The following is an 18,213-nucleotide window of genomic DNA, read 5'->3' on the forward strand; positions in this document are numbered from 1 at the left end:
TATGAAAGGAATAGTACTGGCCGGAGGATCCGGAACAAGACTTCACCCAATTACACTTGCCATAAGCAAGCAACTCATGCCGGTTTACGACAAGCCCATGATCTATTATCCGTTATCAACGCTAATGTATTCCGGGATCCGTGAAATATTGATCATTTCCACTCCGCAGGACCTTCCCTTGTTTAAAAAACTATTGGGAGATGGTTCTAAATACGGATGTGAATTTCACTATGCTGTTCAGGAAGAACCAAAGGGCCTAGCAGAAGCATTCATTATTGGAAAGGACTTTATAGGAGACGATAAAGTTGCGTTGATCCTTGGAGATAATATTTTCTACGGAACAGGCCTGAAAGAGCTACTGCTTTCCAACAATGATCCTGAGGGCGGCGTTATCTATGCCTATCACGTGCACGACCCGGAACGTTATGGGGTAGTGGAATTTGACGACTCCGGAAAAGCCCTGAGTATTGAGGAAAAACCGGAAAACCCCAAATCCAATTATGCCGTACCAGGAATTTATTTTTACGATAATTCCGTAGTTGACATTGCCGCGGGAATTAAACCCAGTGCTCGAGGAGAACTTGAGATCACCGATGTGAACAACGCCTATCTTAAAGCAGGTAAGCTCAGCGTGAGTATTCTCGACAAAGGAACAGCATGGCTGGATACGGGAACATTTGCATCTCTAATGCAGGCAGCCCAGTTTGTTGAGGTGATCGAAGAACGACAAGGGCTTAAAATCGGAGCAATCGAGGAAGCCGCCTATAATATGGGGTATATTGATGAGAACCAATTGAAGGCGCTGGCAGGCCCCTTGTTGAAAAGCGGATACGGAAAACACTTACTACACCGAAAATAAATTGGAAAAAATAACTACACCATTAAAAGACTGCTTCATTCTAAAACCCAGGGTTTTTAAAGATTCGCGTGGTTCTTTCTGTGAAACCTTTAATGCGCGAACCTTTGGAGAAACTACCGGGATCGACGTGGATTTCGTTCAGGATAACCAGTCGTTTTCGTCCTATGGAGTGCTTAGAGGGCTGCATTTTCAGAAAGGAGAGATGGCACAAGCAAAACTTGTTAGAGTGGTTAAAGGCAGGGTTTACGACGTGGTAGTGGACATCAGGAAAGACTCTCCCACCTTTGGAAAGTCGTACGGAGTGGAACTCAATGATGAAAACAACCTTCAACTCTTTGTGCCAAGGGGTTTCGCCCATGGATTTGTTGTTTTATCACCGGAGGCTGTATTTAGTTATAAATGTGATAATTATTACTCCAGTGAATCGGAAGGAGGAATCATCTATAATGACGCAACCTTAGCGCTGGACTGGCATCTTCCAGAGAAAGATTTCATAATTTCAGATAAAGACCTGCAACTTCCCGGTTTCGAGGAGGCAATTTCATGAAGAACGTACTGGTAACAGGGGCAAACGGACAACTTTCAGAATGCATCAAAAAGGCGGCTTCGGCGTATCCCGATCTGGCAATTAAATTTGCCTCCATAGATGATCTTGATATTACAGATGCGAATGGGGTTCAATCCTATTTTAATGCTACGGAATTTGATGTTTGTATCAACACAGCGGCCTATACGGCCGTTGATAAGGCGGAAAGCGAAAAGGATCTCGCCTTTGCCGTCAACTCCGAAGCAATGAAGCATTTGGCAAAGGAATGTGCAGTCCGCCAGATTACACTGATTCATGTTTCAACCGATTATGTCTTTGACGGATCCAAGAACAGCCCTTATAGGGTGGATGACCCTACGGGTCCAATAAATGTATATGGCGCATCAAAATTGGGCGGGGAGCAATTCGTTCAGGAATTCTGTTCTAAGTATTTTATCGTTCGCACTTCCTGGCTCTATTCACAGTTTGGCCATAACTTTTTTAAAACCATACTGAAACACGCTGCTGCCGGCAACCCTCTCACTATCACCACCGAACAGCTGGGGTCGCCCACCAATGCAAACGACCTGGCCGCAGCTCTACTTGAGATCGCACAGGGTGATTCGAAGTCATATGGCGTCTATCACTTCAGCAATGAAGGCGAAGCAACCTGGTACGATTTTGCCAAAGCTATACTGGAAGAGTCGGGACAATTAGACACAACAAACCTTGCCAAAACCGACCATTACCGTACTTTTGCAGACAGACCCAAGTACAGCATTTTAGACAGCAGTAAACTCTACAGGGAATTTAATGTCACTCCAGTTCATTGGCGCGATAGCTTAAGAACCCTGTTTGTAGAACATAATAACCAAAAATAAAAGAGAATGGCACAGAACAATCAGGAAGAAATAGATCTGTTCGTATTGTTAAAGCGACTTAACAAGGTCTATCACGGAATCCTTGCTAGCATTTACAAAGGCATCCGGTTTGTGTTCAAGAACTGGATCGTACTCACAGTACTTATTGTAGGAGGGTACTTCCTCGGAAGCTGGTGGCAATCTACGATTACGCCCACCAAGGAAGCAGTTCTCATTGTTCAAAATAATTTTGACAGCTCAAATTATGTGTACAATGCAGTTGAGCTTCTGAATGTAAAATACAAGCAGGGGCATACGCGGTTTGTTAAGCAGTATGGATTTGATACAGAAAACCCGGACATCGAGGATCTTGTTATTGAACCCATAGTGAATATTGTTGAATTACTGGAGCGACAGGAGACTAATGACCGAAACCTGGAATCCTATCTTAGCCGAATTGGGCATGAAGAAGATCCATTGCTTTCAGAGATATACTTCCCGGAATATACTTATCACAAGATCACTCTTAGCTCGCTTAAGAGCGATACGGCTATTATTGATAAGATAATGGCTTACCTCAACAGCAACGAAACCTACAACAAGACAAAAGAAATTGTAGTAGTAGAAACGGAATTGCGAATCCAGCGAAATGACACGAGTATTGCCAACATTGATGCAATCTTTGATGAGTACTCAGGTAAGAATGCTTCCAAGGAAATGGCCAGCGAGATGAATTTCAAGATCCAGGAAAATAACAACCTGCATCAGCTTATTGAGAAGAAAAAAGAGCTCATGGAAGAAAATGAAATGCTAAAAACGGAGCTTGTCAAATATGACCAGGTGGTCAAACTGGTTAATGATCCAAATTTCTACAGTGTTTCTTCATTCCTGAGTAAGAAAAAGACCTTGCTGCCTATATTACTGGTTTTCCTTTACATTGGATTCTTCATCGCGCGTAATGTTTACCTAAGGGGGAAACAGTATTCGGAAGAACTGGATCAAGCCAAATAATTGCTCCAGTGCACGAAGTCTTATTCTGAAGCATCTCAACCTTGAGGTAACCAAGCTTTAGAATCTATCGGCACTTTTCCATTGTTGGGGAAATATATTATTAGAGATGAAACTAGTCCGGTCCATTCGAGAATTGCTTAGCAATAAGATGGTGTTTAAAAGCATCAATGTGCTGGGCTTACGCGTTGCCGGAATGTTATTGTTCTTTGTGCTAACACTGGTTCTCACAAATAATTTCGATGCGGAATTGGTTGGGCAATACGATTTTAGCAGGGCTTTACTCATTTTTCTCGGTGGTTTTTGTGTCTTCGGAATGCACCAATCGGTGATCTATTATTCCGGCTATCTGAAATCTAAAAATTCGCTGCCTTATCTCAGTAGGCTTTACAGGAAGATGGTGGTGATCGTATTTGCGATCGCCCTTGTTTTTTTTATCGCCATAGTTGGTATCTCACCTGAATTTATTGACAGCCTGTTCGATAAGCCCGTCTCCAGGCTGGTTACTTATTCGGTTTTTGCTTTATTCTTCTACGGAATTACGCTGCTGAATATTGATGTGTTCCGGGCGATCAATAAGATATATGTTTCTGAATTTTACAGGAACATTCTTCGCTATGCTCTTTTCTTCGGAGCCGTGATCTACCTTTATTTTAGCGGCAACCCCGAATTTCTCGTTCAGGTTTTCCTGCTGAATTTTGTTGTGCTGGCACTATTATCTACAGCCCTCCTGTTTTACTATTTCACGAAAATGGAACCTCAGATCACTTCCGAAGTAATCACCTATAAACAGATCATAAAACGCAGTGGACCCATGGCCATTAGTGCAGTAACCTATTTACTAATGCAAAGCGTTGACGTGATCCTTTTAAGCAAATACAGTAGTTTCGATCGTGTTGCTTTTTATGCGGTTGCTATAAAATTAACCACAGTTCTGTCGCTAGTATTAGCCTCGGTGAACACCGTCTATGCACCCTCCTTTTCGGAGTGGTACAACCTGAACGATATGAATAGCCTGAGAGCAGGGATAAGACGATCCACCCGCTTGATCTTCCTCTTCACTTTTCCGGCCATAGTGGTGGTGCTGTTGTTTTCTGAAATGATACTTGGATTTTTCGGCCCCGATTATGTCCAGGCGAAGTGGGCATTGATCGTATTACTAATGGGCCAGGCAATTAACGCTTTCTGCGGATCTGTTGGCACCTATATGAATATGACCGGCAAACAAGTGATCTTCCAAAGGATATTGGTCACCGCCTTCGTGATAAATGTAGTGCTGAACATAATCCTTATTCCGATTTACGATATTCTTGGAGCCGCGATTGCGACTACCATTTCGACTGTTTTCTGGAATATAGTGACCACGGCCTACATCTACAGAAAAGATAGAATGATAACGTTTTTAACTCTGAAATGATGCAGCGAAAGGTAGAATTTTTCGTCATAGGTGTTGCCCGCGGAGGCACTACCTCGCTGTACAATTATTTGCAGCAACATCCGAAAATCTTTCTGCCACGAGTTAAGGAGTGCAATTACTTTTCGGAAGTCGATTCCGTGGACAAAGAAGCATACGAAACACCGGATCCGGGCCGTGAATATCATATGAAGATCATTGGTGATAAAATAGTGTATCGCAGTTTGTTCGATTCGGCCAAACCGGGTCAATTGATGGGAGAAGTAAGCCCTTCCTATCTCTGGGATAAACGAACTGCCCAGAGGATTCACAGCTATAACCCGAACGCAAAGATACTGGTAAGTTTGCGCAACCCCGCGAATAGGGCACATAGTCATTACCTTATGAATTATCAGACAGGCCATGATAAGTCAATAACTTTCGAGCATGCTCTCGAGGCGCCAAAGAAAGAGATTTGGGGAGGGGGAAATATGTACCTGGAAATGGGGCTGTATTACGATCAGCTCAAACCTTATTTCGATCGTTTTCCTTCTGAAAACATCAAGGTGTTGATCTCTGAAGATTGGACCAGGCGAAATGGAGATGCACTTCCGGAGATATTCGATTTCCTGGGTCTTGAAGAAATTACTTTTGAAGACAACACCAATCACAATGCTTCAAAGCAATTAAAGAACAAAGGACTGCTGGACCTGTTAAGAGCCGAGAAGATCAAGAAGTCTATCAAATGGCTACTTCCGGAAAAGGCCAAAGACAAACTAAAAAACCGATTGTTTTACAAGGAAGGTGAAAAGGAGAAAATATCCCCGGAGACCTACAACAGGCTTATGGAATATTTCAATGAGGATATTGAAAGGACAGCTCAACTAACAGGAATTGACCTGCAGGCATACTGGAAAAAGGAAATGGTGGTATGATCAGTCCGAAACACCATACCATCTTTGTTCACATCCCGAAAGTAGCGGGACAAAGTATAGAAACCATCTTTTTGAAGGACCTCGGACTCAATTGGAAATCACGAGAAGAATTACTCCTGCGAAAGAAAAGAACAGGCGAAAAAGGGCCACACAGATTGGCACATCTAAAGGCAAAGGAATATGTTTCCTTCGGATATACAGACCAGGAAACTTATGATGCATATTTTACATTTTCCTTCGTTCGGAATCCGTATAACAGGCTATTGTCTGTGTACAATTACCTGGGCTATTTCAAGATCATCTCGTTTTCGGCTTTTATGAATAAGGTGGTGAAGAGCCGACTGGAGGAAAGCGATTTCTTTTACGCCACCCAGTACGATTACCTGTTCGACGGCGAGAAGTTATTGGTGGATTATGTTGGTAAACTGGAGAATCTGGCGGAGGATATGAAGTTCGTCTTGTCGAAAACAGGTCTCGAAAGTCACGAGATTCCACATGTGAATAAGTCGGAAAAAGGCTTAAAGCGTGGCATGGCAGCCCTACTGAAATCCACAAAATTGTGGTCGAGTTTTTCACTCACTAGGTTGTTTTCTGGGAAGAAAAAGAAATCACTAACAGAAGCAGAGAAAGAGCTCGTTTATTCGTTCTACCCGAAGGACTTTGAAAAATTTGGATATGAGCGCTAAGAAGAACATAATATTCGTGAGTATCTCCTGCGACCTGTACGGGTCGTCCAAGGTGTTACTCTCCCTTGTGCTTCATATGAATCAACAAAGTTCTCAATACAATCCTATCGTCTGTTTACCTCCTGAAAAAGGGCCGCTGCGTGAGAAATTACAGGAAGCGGGAATACAGATCATCGAAATGCCGGTGGTGAAACTGAAGCGCTCCATGCTGAAATCCTTCGGAATCTTCGCCTTAATGGGAGAATATTTTAAGGCTAAGCGAATCTTCAGAAGGGCCACCAGAGATATAACGGTAGATTGCGTCCACTCCAATACCCTGGCTACACTTTTCGGCCCCATCTATTGTAAGTTCAGAAAAACAAAACACATACTTCATGTTCATGAGATCATGGACAGTCCTAAGGCAGCCTCACATTTCTTTAAGATAGTATTGAAATACAGTGCAGATCGTATAGTGTATAATTCTGAAGCAACAGCGAAATTTTACAACGGCCTGTCACATTCATTAAAAAGAAAGTCGCTAACTATTGTGAACGGAGTCGACCGCACAGGTGAAGCTATTTCAGAAGAGACAAGAAATTCTATTCGAAAGGAATTGTTCAAAGTACAGAACGAAGACATCGTGATGGGCTTGGTTGGCCGGATTAACCGTTTGAAGGGACACGAGATCACGCTGGATGTGTTTAGCGAGATCGCAAAGGAGTATCCGCATCTGCAAGTTCGATTTGTGGGTTCGCCACCTCCCGGACAAGAGCACTTTTTGGTTAACTTACAAGACAAGATTCGGAGGATGGCCCTTGAAGACCGAGTGAGAATTATCGGTTTCCAGGAAAATATTTTCCCATTGCTGGAATCTATGGATATTGCGGTGGTACCTTCAACGGAAGCGGAGTCTTTTGGTTTGGTGGTTGTGGAGGCCATGCTGGCGGGAAAGGCCGTGATAGGTTCGGATATTGGTGGAATAGCAACTATCATAGATCATAATAATACGGGATTGCTGTTCGATCCTGAAAGTAAAGAATCGTACAAGGAGGCTATTAAGAAATTGCTTGATGATGTACAGCTAAAACAAAGACTGGAGGAAAGAGCACTTAGTGTAGCAGAGAGCGAATATACCACTGAAAGGATGTGTCGAAAGTTTATAGAAATGTATAATAATGAACTGTAATGGGGCAATGGATCTATAACATATGCCTGGTTTTACTCATCTGGTCCCTTCAGAAGGCCAATATTGAGCTTTCCTTTGCTGTTGCTGCATTTGTTACAGTCATTTCTTTTAGAAGGATGCTTAGTAGTCGGGCTGCTTTGCTGATCCTTATCCTGTTTGTGCTGGTCATTATTGGTTCGATTTCGGTCTTCAATCCTGAGAACGACTATTATTATTTCATAAAAGATCTCATTTATTACACCCGGCCAATACTGGTAATCACTGCGGGATACTTCCTTACCATGCGATTTAGAAGCAAAATGACCTTCTTGAACATCCTTGTGCTTATGGGATTCTATTACGCCGTGATGCACTTACTGAGTTTTGTGATCTATTTCAACATTATACCGGGTCATACCAGTGGAATTCGGAATATTTTCGGGCGCTATAACCACGTGGAGACCGTGGCACTTTTCATAATCATCTGTGTTAAAGGCCTGCCCATTAAAAAAACACGATACAAGATATTTTACCAGGCCTTGGTTGCCTGCCTGGTGTTATCGTTCCTCTTGTATTTTTCCAGGACGATGATCATGGTCCTGGTACTGGGATCGCTGGCCTATTTCGGCTACCTGAAATTGAACAGGAGAGGGACTATTGCACTTGTTGTAATGGCTATGATAGGTGCCGGGTTTGCCTTGTTTCTGAGCAACTACGATCCTAAGACGGAAAACCCGGGTGTAGTAGATAGTTTTCTTCTGAAAATTAAGAACTCAGTTGACGAAAGTTTTTCGGTAGGAAATATCAACGTTCAGGATCTGGACAGGCGGGCTTTGTGGAAACACTGGCGGGCGTACGAAGCACTGAAGGTGTATGAAGAAGCCGATAAAGGCAAATATTGGCTGGTAGGGCAGGGATTTGGTTCTACTGTCGATATTGGTTTTGAAGCGCGGCTGGATGGCGAACTAACCCAACACTTATCACTAACGCATAATGGCTTTGCGTATTTGTATATGAAGACCGGTGTACTGGGCCTCATCGTTTATTTGATAGCGGTGCTATACCTCTATACCTTCTCCTATACACCACGCCGGAGAACAATAGCAGATATTGGGAACAACATACTGGTAATGACCGCATTTTATATACTTATTACCACTTTTGTAGTGACAGGACTTTTTAAGCCTTACGATATGGCAGCGTTACTTATCGGAGGGGCATTTGCATTTAAACAATTGGAATCAAGTGAAGATAGGGATACTGGGAACCAGGGGCATACCGAATAATTACGGAGGATTTGAACAATTCGCAGAGTTCTTTTCGGTGTATTTGAAACAGAAAGGACATGATGTTTATGTCTATTCATCAAAGAACCATGAGTACCAGGAGAAGGAATACAAAGGGGTAAAACTGATTCATTGCAAGGACCCTGAAGATAAGATCGGTACAGTGGGTCAATTCATCTACGATTTCTATTGTATACACGATGCCAGAAAACGAAATTTCGATGTCATTTTGCAATTGGGATATACCAGCAGCTCGATATGGAGACGATATTTGCCGAAAAGATCCATGATAGTAACCAACATGGACGGACTGGAATGGAAACGGACGAAGTTTTCGAAAAAAGTTCAGAAGTTCTTGAAGTATGCAGAGTCGTTGGGCGTGAAGGGGAGTGATTACCTTATTGCAGACTCACTGGGAATCCAGGATTACCTGAAGGAGACCTATGATGCAGAATCCAGGTATATCCCATATGGATCTACTGTATTTACAGATCCTGACAGCACAGCACTCTCTGAATACAATATTGACCCCTACAAATACCACATGCTCATTGCACGGATGGAGCCGGAAAACAGCATAGAAATGATATTGGACGGCTATGTTGAAAGCGGAACAGAGGAGCCCTTCCTTGTTGTTGGGAAGCACGATGTGAACAAGTTTGGCGCTTACCTCAAGGACAAGTTCAAAGCGTATCCCAATATTCGTTTTTTAGGTGGTATATACGACCTGGGGAAGTTGAACAACCTCCGATACTATTCAAAGTTATACTTCCATGGGCATACTGTGGGAGGCACAAACCCATCACTTCTTGAGGCCATGGGAAGTAATGCGCTGATCGTGGCTCATAACAATCGGTTCAACGCCACTATTTTGGAGCAGGACGGGCTTTATTTCAGGAGCAAAGAAGAAGTGGCGGGTGTGATAACAAAGGTGAAAAACAAAGAAGAATACTCCCACTTCCTCACCAATAACACCAATAAAATAAAAGAGAAATTCAGCTGGGACCTGATAAATAAATCCTACCTGGATTATTTCGAAGAGAAGTTTGCAGAATTTAACTAATATATTCAACTCACAACGGACCTTTGTAGTCCTGTTAGCGGCATTTTTAATCTCGATCCCGCTGCGCTATGGATTCAGCACCGCCATGCTTATTGTCCTGTTGGCAGCTTCTCTGGGCTCGGTGAGATATCACAAAATAAGATTTCGAAAGGCGTACGTCATCCCGGTTTTATTGTTCGTTCTTATGATTGTTTCCCTGTTATGGACAAATAATGTAGCGAATTCTATGAGGGGATTGGAGCGACAACTCGCACTGGTGCTAATACCCCTGGCTTTTGCGCTTATGCCTTCGATCACTGCTAGGTCGAGAAACAGCATTCTATATTTATTCGCCGTTGCAATTTCTGTAATGGCCGTTTTTCTCATTGCATTGGCGGCCATACATTTCTTCCAATTCCGAAACCTCAGCAGGTTTTTCTACCACGCACTGGTGTCGCCAATGGATCTGAATGCAATTTATGTTTCGGTTATGGTGTCGCTAAGCGGTTTGTTCCTGCTGTTCACCCAACGCAAGAACTTAATCACGATAGGCCTATTACTGGTTCATGCAGTATTCCTGGTGTTGCTTTCTTCGAAAATAATAATAGTAACCACCGCCTTAATTACTACCTATGGGATCATAAGATCGTTTAGTAAAAAGAAAATCATTGTAATGCTTTCAATTCTCGTGGTTGGAATATTGTTGTTGTTCTCTACTTCAAACCCGGTGCGGGATCGATTTGAAAGAGAGGTCAGCGTCTCCAACGTAAAGGAGGTGATGGAATGTGAAAGATTCAATAAGGTGTACGACTGGACCGGGACCACCATCCGTCTCTTCCAGGCCAGGATCTTTGTGGAAATGATGGACGAACATGACGCCTATCTTTCCGGATTCGGGATCAACAATTCAAAGGAGAAGATCATTGAGAAACAGAAATACTATAACCTATGGCAGGGCTATTACGAGTATAATTTTCACAACCAGTATATCCAGGCATTCGCCGAATTAGGAATTTTCGGATTGTTGTTCGTCATTTTATTACTCGGTGCGCTTCTCAAGGAATACATCAAAACAAGAGATATACTCGTATTGAGTTTCTTTCTTATTGCGGCGGTTATCTTTCTAACAGAGACGTATATTTGGAGACAGCGCGGACTATATCATTTTTTAATTCTATACTGTTTGTTAATTAATTCCGACACTCTAATTCAGAACCAAAAAAAATAGAGTCATTCTGTAAAGATGAGAACTTTTTTGGAGCAACCTCAGCTTCTTATCAGCATCATTTACAATAAAAGAGATACCTTTACTGCAACCAAATTATGCGGTTTTAATCTGGTGTTTATTCTGAAATGAGAGTTCTACTACGAGCGATTTACCCTTATATCTATATGCTATTGTTTTTAACAATACCATTTGATAATTATGTAAGAGCTCTTCCGAACATATTATTGATTGCTCTACTGGCACTATTCCCCTTTGTATTAAATAGAAAGGATCTATTTAAAATACGCAAAGGACCTGCCATTGTTTTTCTCCTGTTTCTATTATATCTCTTGTTGAATTCACTCTTTTTCGAGCGGATTGCAGAAGACATAGTAGTAATAAAGAAGATCGCATTGGCATTCGGACTGGCAATCCTCTACATACCTGTTGAAGACAGTCGGAAGATCGGTATGGCTATAATATTTTCGTCCCTTGCCGCCATTGTCTTTTCGGTGATAAAGATCATTGTGATCATTAATATTTCTGAAGATATCGCGTTAGGATATTCCAGGGAAGTAATTGAAGCCCTCCTCATAGACCGACTCTACCTTGGATTGCTAAGTATCCTGAGTATTCTTGTCTCGGTCAGGTCTATGTCGAAAGAATATCATCCAAACAACCAGTATCACCTCATCAATATCATCGTAAACATCCTGTTCGTGTTCCTAATGGTGTCCAAGATTGCGATTATCATTTTGGCGGCAGTCTTCATTTTAAGAATGTTGTACAGCAGGTATAAATTGGCGAAGGTTTTAGCAATAGCGGTTTCGGGTATTTGCATTGCGGTTTTAGTGGTGGCATATTCAAACCTTAAACAAGACGGTAATGCTGCGGAAAATGGGGATCGCATGGAAAGTTCTTTCCTTCAGAACACCGTGACATGGGAGCTTAGGACTACTGTTTGGCGCTGCGCGACAGAAGTAGCGAATTCGGAAGGGTTACTACTGGATGGATTAGGGATAAAGAAGACCAAAGAACTACTCGTAGCATGTTATGATGAGACCATAGAAGGCAATTGGAAGCGAAATCGCTATATGGCAATGGAATACAATTCGCACAATCAATTCATGGATACGTATTTAAGCTTTGGCTTGTTCGCACTAATCCTCTTTATAGGATTTCTGGCAGTGACATTTTTGAAGAATATCAGGCACTATTTCTCCATGGCAATGTTGGTTGGAATGATTGGTTATCTTATGGTAGAGAATGTGTTCCATAGGCAAATAGGGGCTTATTATATCGGCTTCATGCTTATTGTGCTCTTATCCAGCAATTTTATCAATGGAAACAATGAGCAAAAGGAAGGCTAATATGAGGGCAAGTTGTATTTTTGCGCCTGTTTAGAAGGCCGAATAGGGCAATAAACTAATAGTAAGATATTATTGATATATGAAAATAGCAGTTATTGGGACCGGATACGTTGGATTGGTTACAGGAACCTGCCTGGCGGAAACCGGTAATGAAGTTATCTGCGTTGATATAGACGAAGCTAAAGTTGAAAAGATGCGAGCAGGAGTGGTTCCTATTTACGAACCTCACCTGGATGTGCTTTTTGAAAGGAATATCAAGGCCGGAAGATTGCGTTTCACCACCTCTTTAGACGAAGGCCTGGAACATGGGAATATCATTTTCCTGGCATTACCAACCCCGGAAGATGAAGATGGTTCGGCAGATCTATCATATGTGCTGAATGTTTCGGAAGAAATTGGAAAGAAAATACGTTCGTATAAAGTAATTGTGGATAAAAGCACGGTTCCTGTAGGAACGGCGGACAAGGTTCGCGAGGTAATTTCAGAAAATACCGATATTGAATTCGATGTAGTGTCTAATCCTGAGTTTCTTCGGGAAGGATTCGCGGTGGACGATTTTCTGAAACCCGAAAGAATCATTATTGGATCCAGTAGTGAAAAGGCATCCAAACTAATGGAAAAGCTGTACAAACCCTTTGTTCGGTCCGGGAATCCGATTATTACTATGGATGAAAAATCGGCTGAACTCACAAAATACGCGGCCAACTCCTTCCTGGCGATGAAGATCACCTTTATGAACGAGATCGCGAATTACTGTGAGAAAGTAGGTGCAGATGTGGACAAGGTACGTGTTGGAATTGGTACGGATTCGCGCATAGGCAAGCGGTTCCTCTTTCCGGGAATCGGCTACGGCGGATCTTGCTTTCCCAAGGATGTAAAGGCACTTATCCACGCTGGAGACAAGGCCGACTACGATTTTCAGATCCTCGATGCGGTGGTCCGACTAAATCAGCTTCAGAAGAAAATACTTATACCCAAGATTCAAAAGCATTTTCACAATGACCTGGGTGGAAAAAACATTGCCATTTGGGGACTTGCTTTTAAACCCGAAACTGATGACATCAGGGAGGCGCCATCTATCACAGTTATGAATGAATTGCTCGCTATGGGCGCAAATCTTACGGTTTTCGATCCGGAAGCAATGCCAAATATTGAAAAGAAATTCGGAGATCGCCTGAAGTATGCCGAAGGAATGTATGAGGCACTTAAAAATGCGGATGCATTGGTAATATGTACAGAATGGAGCATTTTCAGATCCCCTAGCTTTTCAAAGATGAAAACGTTGATGAAGGATAATGTGGTCTTCGATGGACGCAATATCTATTCAGTGGATGATATGGAGAACGAAGGATTTAAATACGTTTCCATAGGTAGAAACCAATCAATTTCTTAGTATGAAGGAGGGAAAGAAAAAAGTTCTAATTACCGGTGCAGCGGGATTTCTGGGCTCCCATCTCTGTGACAAGTTTATCGCGGAAGGATATAAGGTTGTTGGAATGGATAACCTGATTACCGGTGACCTAAAGAATATTTCCCATCTATTCAAATTGGAGGATTTCGAGTTTTACCATCACGATGTTACCAAATTCGTACACGTTCCAGGAAGGGTGGATTATATCATGCATTTCGCATCGCCCGCGAGCCCGATAGATTATCTTAAAATCCCTATTCAGACCTTAAAAGTTGGTTCGTTAGGAACGCACAACTTACTTGGCCTGGCGAAACAGAAAGAAGCCAGGATATTGATCGCATCCACATCAGAAGTGTACGGTGATCCCCTGGTGCACCCTCAGAGTGAAGATTATTATGGAAATGTAAATACCATTGGACCACGGGGGGTGTATGACGAAGCCAAGCGATTCCAGGAATCCCTTACCATGGCTTATCATCGTTTTCACGGCCTTGAGACCCGCATAGCTCGTATTTTCAACACTTACGGACCACGAATGCGTCTAAACGACGGGCGAGTCATCCCGGCATTTATGGGCCAGGCACTCCGGGGTGAAGATCTAACGGTATTTGGAGATGGTTCTCAAACGAGGTCCTTCTGCTATGTCGACGATCAAATAGAAGGACTGTATCGCTTACTGCTCAGTGATTATTCTCTTCCGGTGAACATTGGAAATCCGGACGAGATTTCCATACTGGATTTTGCTGAAGAGATGGTTGGGTTAACGGGATCAGAGCAGAAGATCATATACAAAGAACTTCCGAAGGACGATCCATTACAGCGTCAACCGGATATTTCCCTGGCAAAAGAAATTCTCGGATGGGAGCCTCAGGTGGACAGGAAAGTAGGAATGAAGAAAACGTTCGAATATTTCAAAGGACTCACCGAAGAGGAATTGTATAATAGTGAACACAAAGATTTTTCAAAGCACAACAGGCTATAAGAATGATTTATAGAACTGGAAGATATTCGGGGTATTTAAGGCCAATCTCATACTTGATCGATCTGGCCATTATCCATATTCTGGCCTATCATTTCTTTAGCGCCAGCTTCCACTTTATAAACTATATGGTATTTATCACCATAGGCTGGATTATCTTTTCGCTTCGTTCTCATTTTTACGAGATATATCGATTCACACGCCTGACCACAATTTTTTCATTGGTAGGAAAACAAGGGGTGCTATTTGCACTGCTGGTGTTTTCGTTCTTTGGATTCTACCGCGAATTGGAGGTGGATCCGGTTCAGATCTTCAGATATGTCCTGCTGGTGATCCTGTACATCGCTATTGTTAAAGTAGGGGTCTATTATTTACTAAAAAAATATCGCGTAATTCTTAGGGGGAACCTGAGAAGGGTAGTGATCGTAGGGCTAAACCAAAAGACAGATCAACTTCGAAAGTTCTTTGATGACAATCCGGAATACGGTTATAAACTCCTGAATATTTTTGATGTTAGCGGAGCTGAAAAAGTAAGTGTGGAAGAATGTGTTGAATACATTGACACAAATAACATAGATGAGATCTATTCCTCTGTAGGTGAACTTAGCAACGAAGAACTTCAGAAACTTATCGATTACGCCGATAATAACCTTAAGATTCTTAAATTCCTTCCGGACAATAAAGAGATATACAGTAAGAAACTTGATTTTACTTACTACGGTTATCTTCCGATCCTGTCTATGCGGAAGATCCCTATTGAAGAACCATTCAATAAATTCGTTAAGCGAGGGTTCGATATTGCTTTGTCTCTCATTATCATTGTTGGAGTACTTTCATGGCTTACCCCATTACTCGGACTTATCATCAAACTGGAATCCAAGGGCCCGATCTTTTTCAAGCAAAAACGAAACGGACTAGACTACAGGGAATTCTATTGTTATAAATTTCGTTCAATGCGTCCTAATCCTATGGCGCATTTGCATCAGGTTCAGAAGAACGACCCTCGTATTACCAGAATTGGTAGAGTAATAAGAAAGACAAGTGTGGATGAACTGCCTCAATTCATTAACGTATTGAAAGGTGAAATGAGCGTGGTTGGCCCTAGGCCACATATGGTGAGTCACACCCATATGTATGCCGAACGAGTCGATAAATTCATGGTACGGCACTTCGTGAAACCAGGGATCACTGGTTTGGCACAGGTAAGTGGTTACCGCGGTGAAGTGGAAGACCAGAACCATATCATCAACAGGGTGAAATACGATATCTTTTACCTGGAGAACTGGTCTTTGTTCCTGGACATAAAGATCGTGTTTCAAACGGTTTACAATGCAATCAAAGGAGATAAAAAAGCCTACTAAAGGTACGGATACACCGCTGGTTTCCATTATAACGCCACTTTATAATGCAGAATCTTTTATTGCTGAAACTATACAAAGCGTACTGAATCAAACCCATGCTAATTGGGAACAGATCATTGTTGATGACGCTTCTTCAGATGGTTCCATGGCGGTAGTAAAACGCTATGCAGATAAAGACCAACGGATCCACATTCAATCTCTTTCCGAAAACAAAGGCGCAGCTTTTTGCCGAAACAGGGCCACCGAAATGGCAAATGGAAACTACATTGCTTTCTTAGACTCCGACGACCTCTGGCATCCTGAAAAACTGCAACGGCAACTGGCGTTTATGGAGCAAAACGACTGCGATGTGTCTTTTTCCAGCTACCTGCATATAGACGAGCATGGCAATCCACTTCACAAAAGGATAGTCGCCATGCCAGAGCTCAGCTACCAAAAGCAGCATAAGAATAACTACATTGGCAACCTTACAGGGATCTACCGTTCGGAAACACTGGGAAAGATTCCTTCCCCAGCCATACGTAAGCGACAGGATTGGGCGGTTTGGCTGGAGGCCATCAAACGCAGCGGAAAAGCAGCCAAAGGAATTCAGGAAGACCTTGCATATTATCGGGTGAGGCAACAATCCATCAGTTCAGACAAAACGAAACTGGTAAAATACAACTATCGGTTTTATAGAGAGCACATGGGGTATTCCTCGGTAAAATCGAGCTGGAATCTTATGAAGTTCTTCATGGAGTATTTCTTCGTGCGGCCGAAATATATTCAGAAGTTAAAGTAAGGAAGTAAACTGCTTTAACTTGCCTCTTCTGCTTCGGTCCAGCGCTTCCTCTCTTTCAAACGTTAGGGTAAGGTCATTTTCAAGATAGGTGTAGAGTGCTTTTTGTATGGCCTCAATTTCGGATTGCGTGAGCTCTCTTTCAGAAACATAAATGATCCTGAATCTGTCCAGCGCAGTTTGTTCAATTATAAACTCCTTCACGTTTCCATCGTCTTCGATCACGCTCTTGGTAACATAATAGAAGGTGAGCCCCGGAACCGTCTTTCCGCCCGGTAATTTGGCCAGGTCGTTGGTTCGGCCGATGAGCTTCTGAAGGATAGGCTTTTTAGCTGTGCTGTCCGGATGAATGATCCCGGTATCGCCTATGTCGTAGCGGATCATGGGGTGGGCCTTGTTGTATAGTGAAGTAATTATAATTCGACCAGGTTCTCCATTAGGAACCGGCATGCCTTTATCATCCACAACTTCAACATATAGCGTTTCACTATTCAGCACGAACTGGTCATGCATATTGGTAAAGGCTATGAGGTCTAATTCGCTGGCCCCGTATTCGTTGATCACAGGCACCCCAAAGGCTTCCTCCATCAAGGCTTTATCGCTGTCGTATAACATTTCCGAAGTAACAATACAGTACTTCAGCGTGGGACATATGTTTTTCAGGATCAAGCCCTGGGATTGCACGTACTTTGCAAATAGCACTATGGAACTAGTATACCCATTGATATGATCGAATTTTTTCCTTCGGAAGTGTTCCAGGAACTGCCTCATTTTTTCTTCTGAAAGATCAAAAATGGGAAAGCGATATCTGCGCCCCAACCAATCTTTGAATCGCTCCTTCCTGTAGCCAACGGTATCAAGGGGGATTCCATAGAAACGTGCCTGGTAAGAACTGTGAAAATCGATTCCATACCAACCAAATCGATCAAGTATTTCCGCCCAGGTTAGAGCATGGCAAAATTTATCCTTGGCAAAAATGAAAGGATGACCACTAGACCCGGACGTCTTGTTAACATAGACCTTCTTTTTCGAGAAACCATTACTGAGTCGCTCTGCAAGGGGTTTCTGGAGATCACTTTTGGTCATGATAGGCACTTTAGCCCAGTTCTCTGCATTGGCGTGGGGAGCAAAGTTTTTATAGAATGAATTTTCCGTGAGATGAAAGAGAAGAATTGATTTCTGTCGGCCGAAAATATATTCTTTATAATCAGCTTCGGGAATTGCCTGGATCTCACCTAGCAATTGTTTTGCTTCCTTTATCGGGAAACCATTGAAACGCAGCGAAAGTTCGAATAAATTCAACACAAATTATTAGGGCTTCAATTTACAAACAATTATTTTTGAAGTCGTAATAAAACCTTACCT

The 18,213-nt window shown here is 42.5% G+C and carries 17 protein-coding genes; 16 read left to right on the forward strand and 1 reads right to left on the reverse strand.

Annotated features, from left to right (window positions below; genetic code table 11):
- Window position 1: 1 nt before the first annotated feature.
- From rfbA to J1N09_RS08955, 16 genes are all read left to right on the forward strand, one after another.
- On the forward strand, window positions 2–859 hold the full coding sequence (rfbA, locus tag J1N09_RS08880; protein ID WP_265199797.1) for a glucose-1-phosphate thymidylyltransferase RfbA: 858 nt from the start codon (window positions 2–4) through the stop codon (window positions 857–859).
- Window position 860: 1 nt separating this feature from the next.
- Complete coding sequence (gene rfbC, locus J1N09_RS08885; RefSeq protein ID WP_265199798.1) at window positions 861–1,406, forward strand: dTDP-4-dehydrorhamnose 3,5-epimerase; 546 nt, start codon at window positions 861–863, stop codon at window positions 1,404–1,406.
- Entirely contained in the window at window positions 1,403–2,266 is an 864-nt protein-coding gene (gene rfbD / locus J1N09_RS08890; RefSeq protein ID WP_265199799.1) for a dTDP-4-dehydrorhamnose reductase, read from the forward strand. Before rfbC ends, rfbD begins: the two co-directional genes overlap by 4 nt.
- 6 nt (window positions 2,267–2,272) lie before the next feature.
- Window positions 2,273–3,256 carry a hypothetical protein gene (locus J1N09_RS08895; protein ID WP_265199800.1) on the forward strand — a complete coding sequence of 328 codons (984 nt, stop codon included), beginning with the start codon at window positions 2,273–2,275 and terminating at the stop codon, window positions 3,254–3,256.
- 106 nt (window positions 3,257–3,362) lie between these two features.
- Window positions 3,363–4,670: a flippase gene (locus tag J1N09_RS08900; RefSeq protein WP_265199801.1), complete on the forward strand. Its 1,308-nt coding sequence runs from the start codon at window positions 3,363–3,365 to the stop codon at window positions 4,668–4,670.
- A complete protein-coding gene (locus tag J1N09_RS08905) occupies window positions 4,667–5,581 on the forward strand; it encodes a sulfotransferase family protein (RefSeq protein WP_265199802.1) in 915 nt (304 codons plus the stop codon). The genes J1N09_RS08900 and J1N09_RS08905 overlap by 4 nt, the downstream gene beginning before the upstream one ends.
- On the forward strand, window positions 5,578–6,267 hold the full coding sequence (locus tag J1N09_RS08910) for a sulfotransferase family protein (protein ID WP_265199803.1): 690 nt from the start codon (window positions 5,578–5,580) through the stop codon (window positions 6,265–6,267). Before J1N09_RS08905 ends, J1N09_RS08910 begins: the two co-directional genes overlap by 4 nt.
- Window positions 6,257–7,435: a glycosyltransferase family 4 protein gene (locus J1N09_RS08915; RefSeq protein WP_265199804.1), complete on the forward strand. Its 1,179-nt coding sequence runs from the start codon at window positions 6,257–6,259 to the stop codon at window positions 7,433–7,435. The genes J1N09_RS08910 and J1N09_RS08915 overlap by 11 nt, the downstream gene beginning before the upstream one ends.
- Window positions 7,435–8,700, forward strand: a complete 1,266-nt coding sequence (locus J1N09_RS08920; RefSeq protein ID WP_265199805.1) for a hypothetical protein — start codon at window positions 7,435–7,437, stop codon at window positions 8,698–8,700. The genes J1N09_RS08915 and J1N09_RS08920 overlap by 1 nt, the downstream gene beginning before the upstream one ends.
- A complete protein-coding gene (locus tag J1N09_RS08925; protein ID WP_265199806.1) occupies window positions 8,660–9,763 on the forward strand; it encodes a DUF1972 domain-containing protein in 1,104 nt (367 codons plus the stop codon). The genes J1N09_RS08920 and J1N09_RS08925 overlap by 41 nt, the downstream gene beginning before the upstream one ends.
- Complete coding sequence (locus J1N09_RS08930) at window positions 9,747–10,970, forward strand: O-antigen ligase family protein (protein WP_265199807.1); 1,224 nt, start codon at window positions 9,747–9,749, stop codon at window positions 10,968–10,970. Before J1N09_RS08925 ends, J1N09_RS08930 begins: the two co-directional genes overlap by 17 nt.
- 125 nt (window positions 10,971–11,095) lie before the next feature.
- Entirely contained in the window at window positions 11,096–12,319 is a 1,224-nt protein-coding gene (locus tag J1N09_RS08935) for an O-antigen ligase family protein (RefSeq protein ID WP_265199808.1), read from the forward strand.
- A 79-nt stretch (window positions 12,320–12,398) separates the two neighbouring features.
- Entirely contained in the window at window positions 12,399–13,712 is a 1,314-nt protein-coding gene (locus J1N09_RS08940) for a UDP-glucose dehydrogenase family protein (RefSeq protein WP_265199809.1), read from the forward strand.
- Window position 13,713: 1 nt separating this feature from the next.
- Window positions 13,714–14,712, forward strand: coding sequence for a UDP-glucuronic acid decarboxylase family protein (locus J1N09_RS08945; protein ID WP_265199811.1), 999 nt, complete (start codon window positions 13,714–13,716; stop codon window positions 14,710–14,712).
- Between the two features lie 2 nt (window positions 14,713–14,714).
- On the forward strand, window positions 14,715–16,070 hold the full coding sequence (locus J1N09_RS08950; RefSeq protein WP_265199812.1) for an exopolysaccharide biosynthesis polyprenyl glycosylphosphotransferase: 1,356 nt from the start codon (window positions 14,715–14,717) through the stop codon (window positions 16,068–16,070).
- Window positions 16,039–16,851: a glycosyltransferase family 2 protein gene (locus J1N09_RS08955; protein ID WP_265199813.1), complete on the forward strand. Its 813-nt coding sequence runs from the start codon at window positions 16,039–16,041 to the stop codon at window positions 16,849–16,851. The genes J1N09_RS08950 and J1N09_RS08955 overlap by 32 nt, the downstream gene beginning before the upstream one ends.
- On the opposite strand, the gene J1N09_RS08960 is transcribed toward J1N09_RS08955, so the two are convergent.
- The gene (locus J1N09_RS08960) at window positions 16,843–18,153 is read right to left on the reverse strand and encodes a phenylacetate--CoA ligase family protein (protein WP_265199814.1); all 1,311 of its coding nucleotides are present in this window, start codon (window positions 18,151–18,153) and stop codon (window positions 16,843–16,845) included. The genes J1N09_RS08955 and J1N09_RS08960 overlap by 9 nt on opposite strands.
- Window positions 18,154–18,213 lie beyond the last annotated feature (60 nt).

This window comes from Aureitalea sp. L0-47 (genome assembly GCF_026126405.1).
Lineage (GTDB): Bacteria > Bacteroidota > Bacteroidia > Flavobacteriales > Flavobacteriaceae > Pukyongia.

Bases quoted from the DNA above. Each gene is read 5' to 3' on its own strand.
- rfbA (WP_265199797.1), top strand. From the start codon at position 2: ATGAAAGGAATAGTACTGGCCGGAGGATCCGGAACAAGACTTCACCCA.
- rfbD (WP_265199799.1), top strand. From the start codon at position 1,403: ATGAAGAACGTACTGGTAACAGGGGCAAACGGACAACTTTCAGAATGC.
- J1N09_RS08895 (WP_265199800.1), top strand. From the start codon at position 2,273: ATGGCACAGAACAATCAGGAAGAAATAGATCTGTTCGTATTGTTAAAG.
- J1N09_RS08900 (WP_265199801.1), top strand. From the start codon at position 3,363: ATGAAACTAGTCCGGTCCATTCGAGAATTGCTTAGCAATAAGATGGTG.
- J1N09_RS08905 (WP_265199802.1), top strand. From the start codon at position 4,667: ATGATGCAGCGAAAGGTAGAATTTTTCGTCATAGGTGTTGCCCGCGGA.
- J1N09_RS08910 (WP_265199803.1), top strand. From the start codon at position 5,578: ATGATCAGTCCGAAACACCATACCATCTTTGTTCACATCCCGAAAGTA.
- J1N09_RS08915 (WP_265199804.1), top strand. From the start codon at position 6,257: ATGAGCGCTAAGAAGAACATAATATTCGTGAGTATCTCCTGCGACCTG.
- J1N09_RS08920 (WP_265199805.1), top strand. From the start codon at position 7,435: ATGGGGCAATGGATCTATAACATATGCCTGGTTTTACTCATCTGGTCC.
- J1N09_RS08935 (WP_265199808.1), top strand. From the start codon at position 11,096: ATGAGAGTTCTACTACGAGCGATTTACCCTTATATCTATATGCTATTG.
- J1N09_RS08940 (WP_265199809.1), top strand. From the start codon at position 12,399: ATGAAAATAGCAGTTATTGGGACCGGATACGTTGGATTGGTTACAGGA.
- J1N09_RS08945 (WP_265199811.1), top strand. From the start codon at position 13,714: ATGAAGGAGGGAAAGAAAAAAGTTCTAATTACCGGTGCAGCGGGATTT.
- J1N09_RS08950 (WP_265199812.1), top strand. From the start codon at position 14,715: ATGATTTATAGAACTGGAAGATATTCGGGGTATTTAAGGCCAATCTCA.
- J1N09_RS08955 (WP_265199813.1), top strand. From the start codon at position 16,039: ATGCAATCAAAGGAGATAAAAAAGCCTACTAAAGGTACGGATACACCG.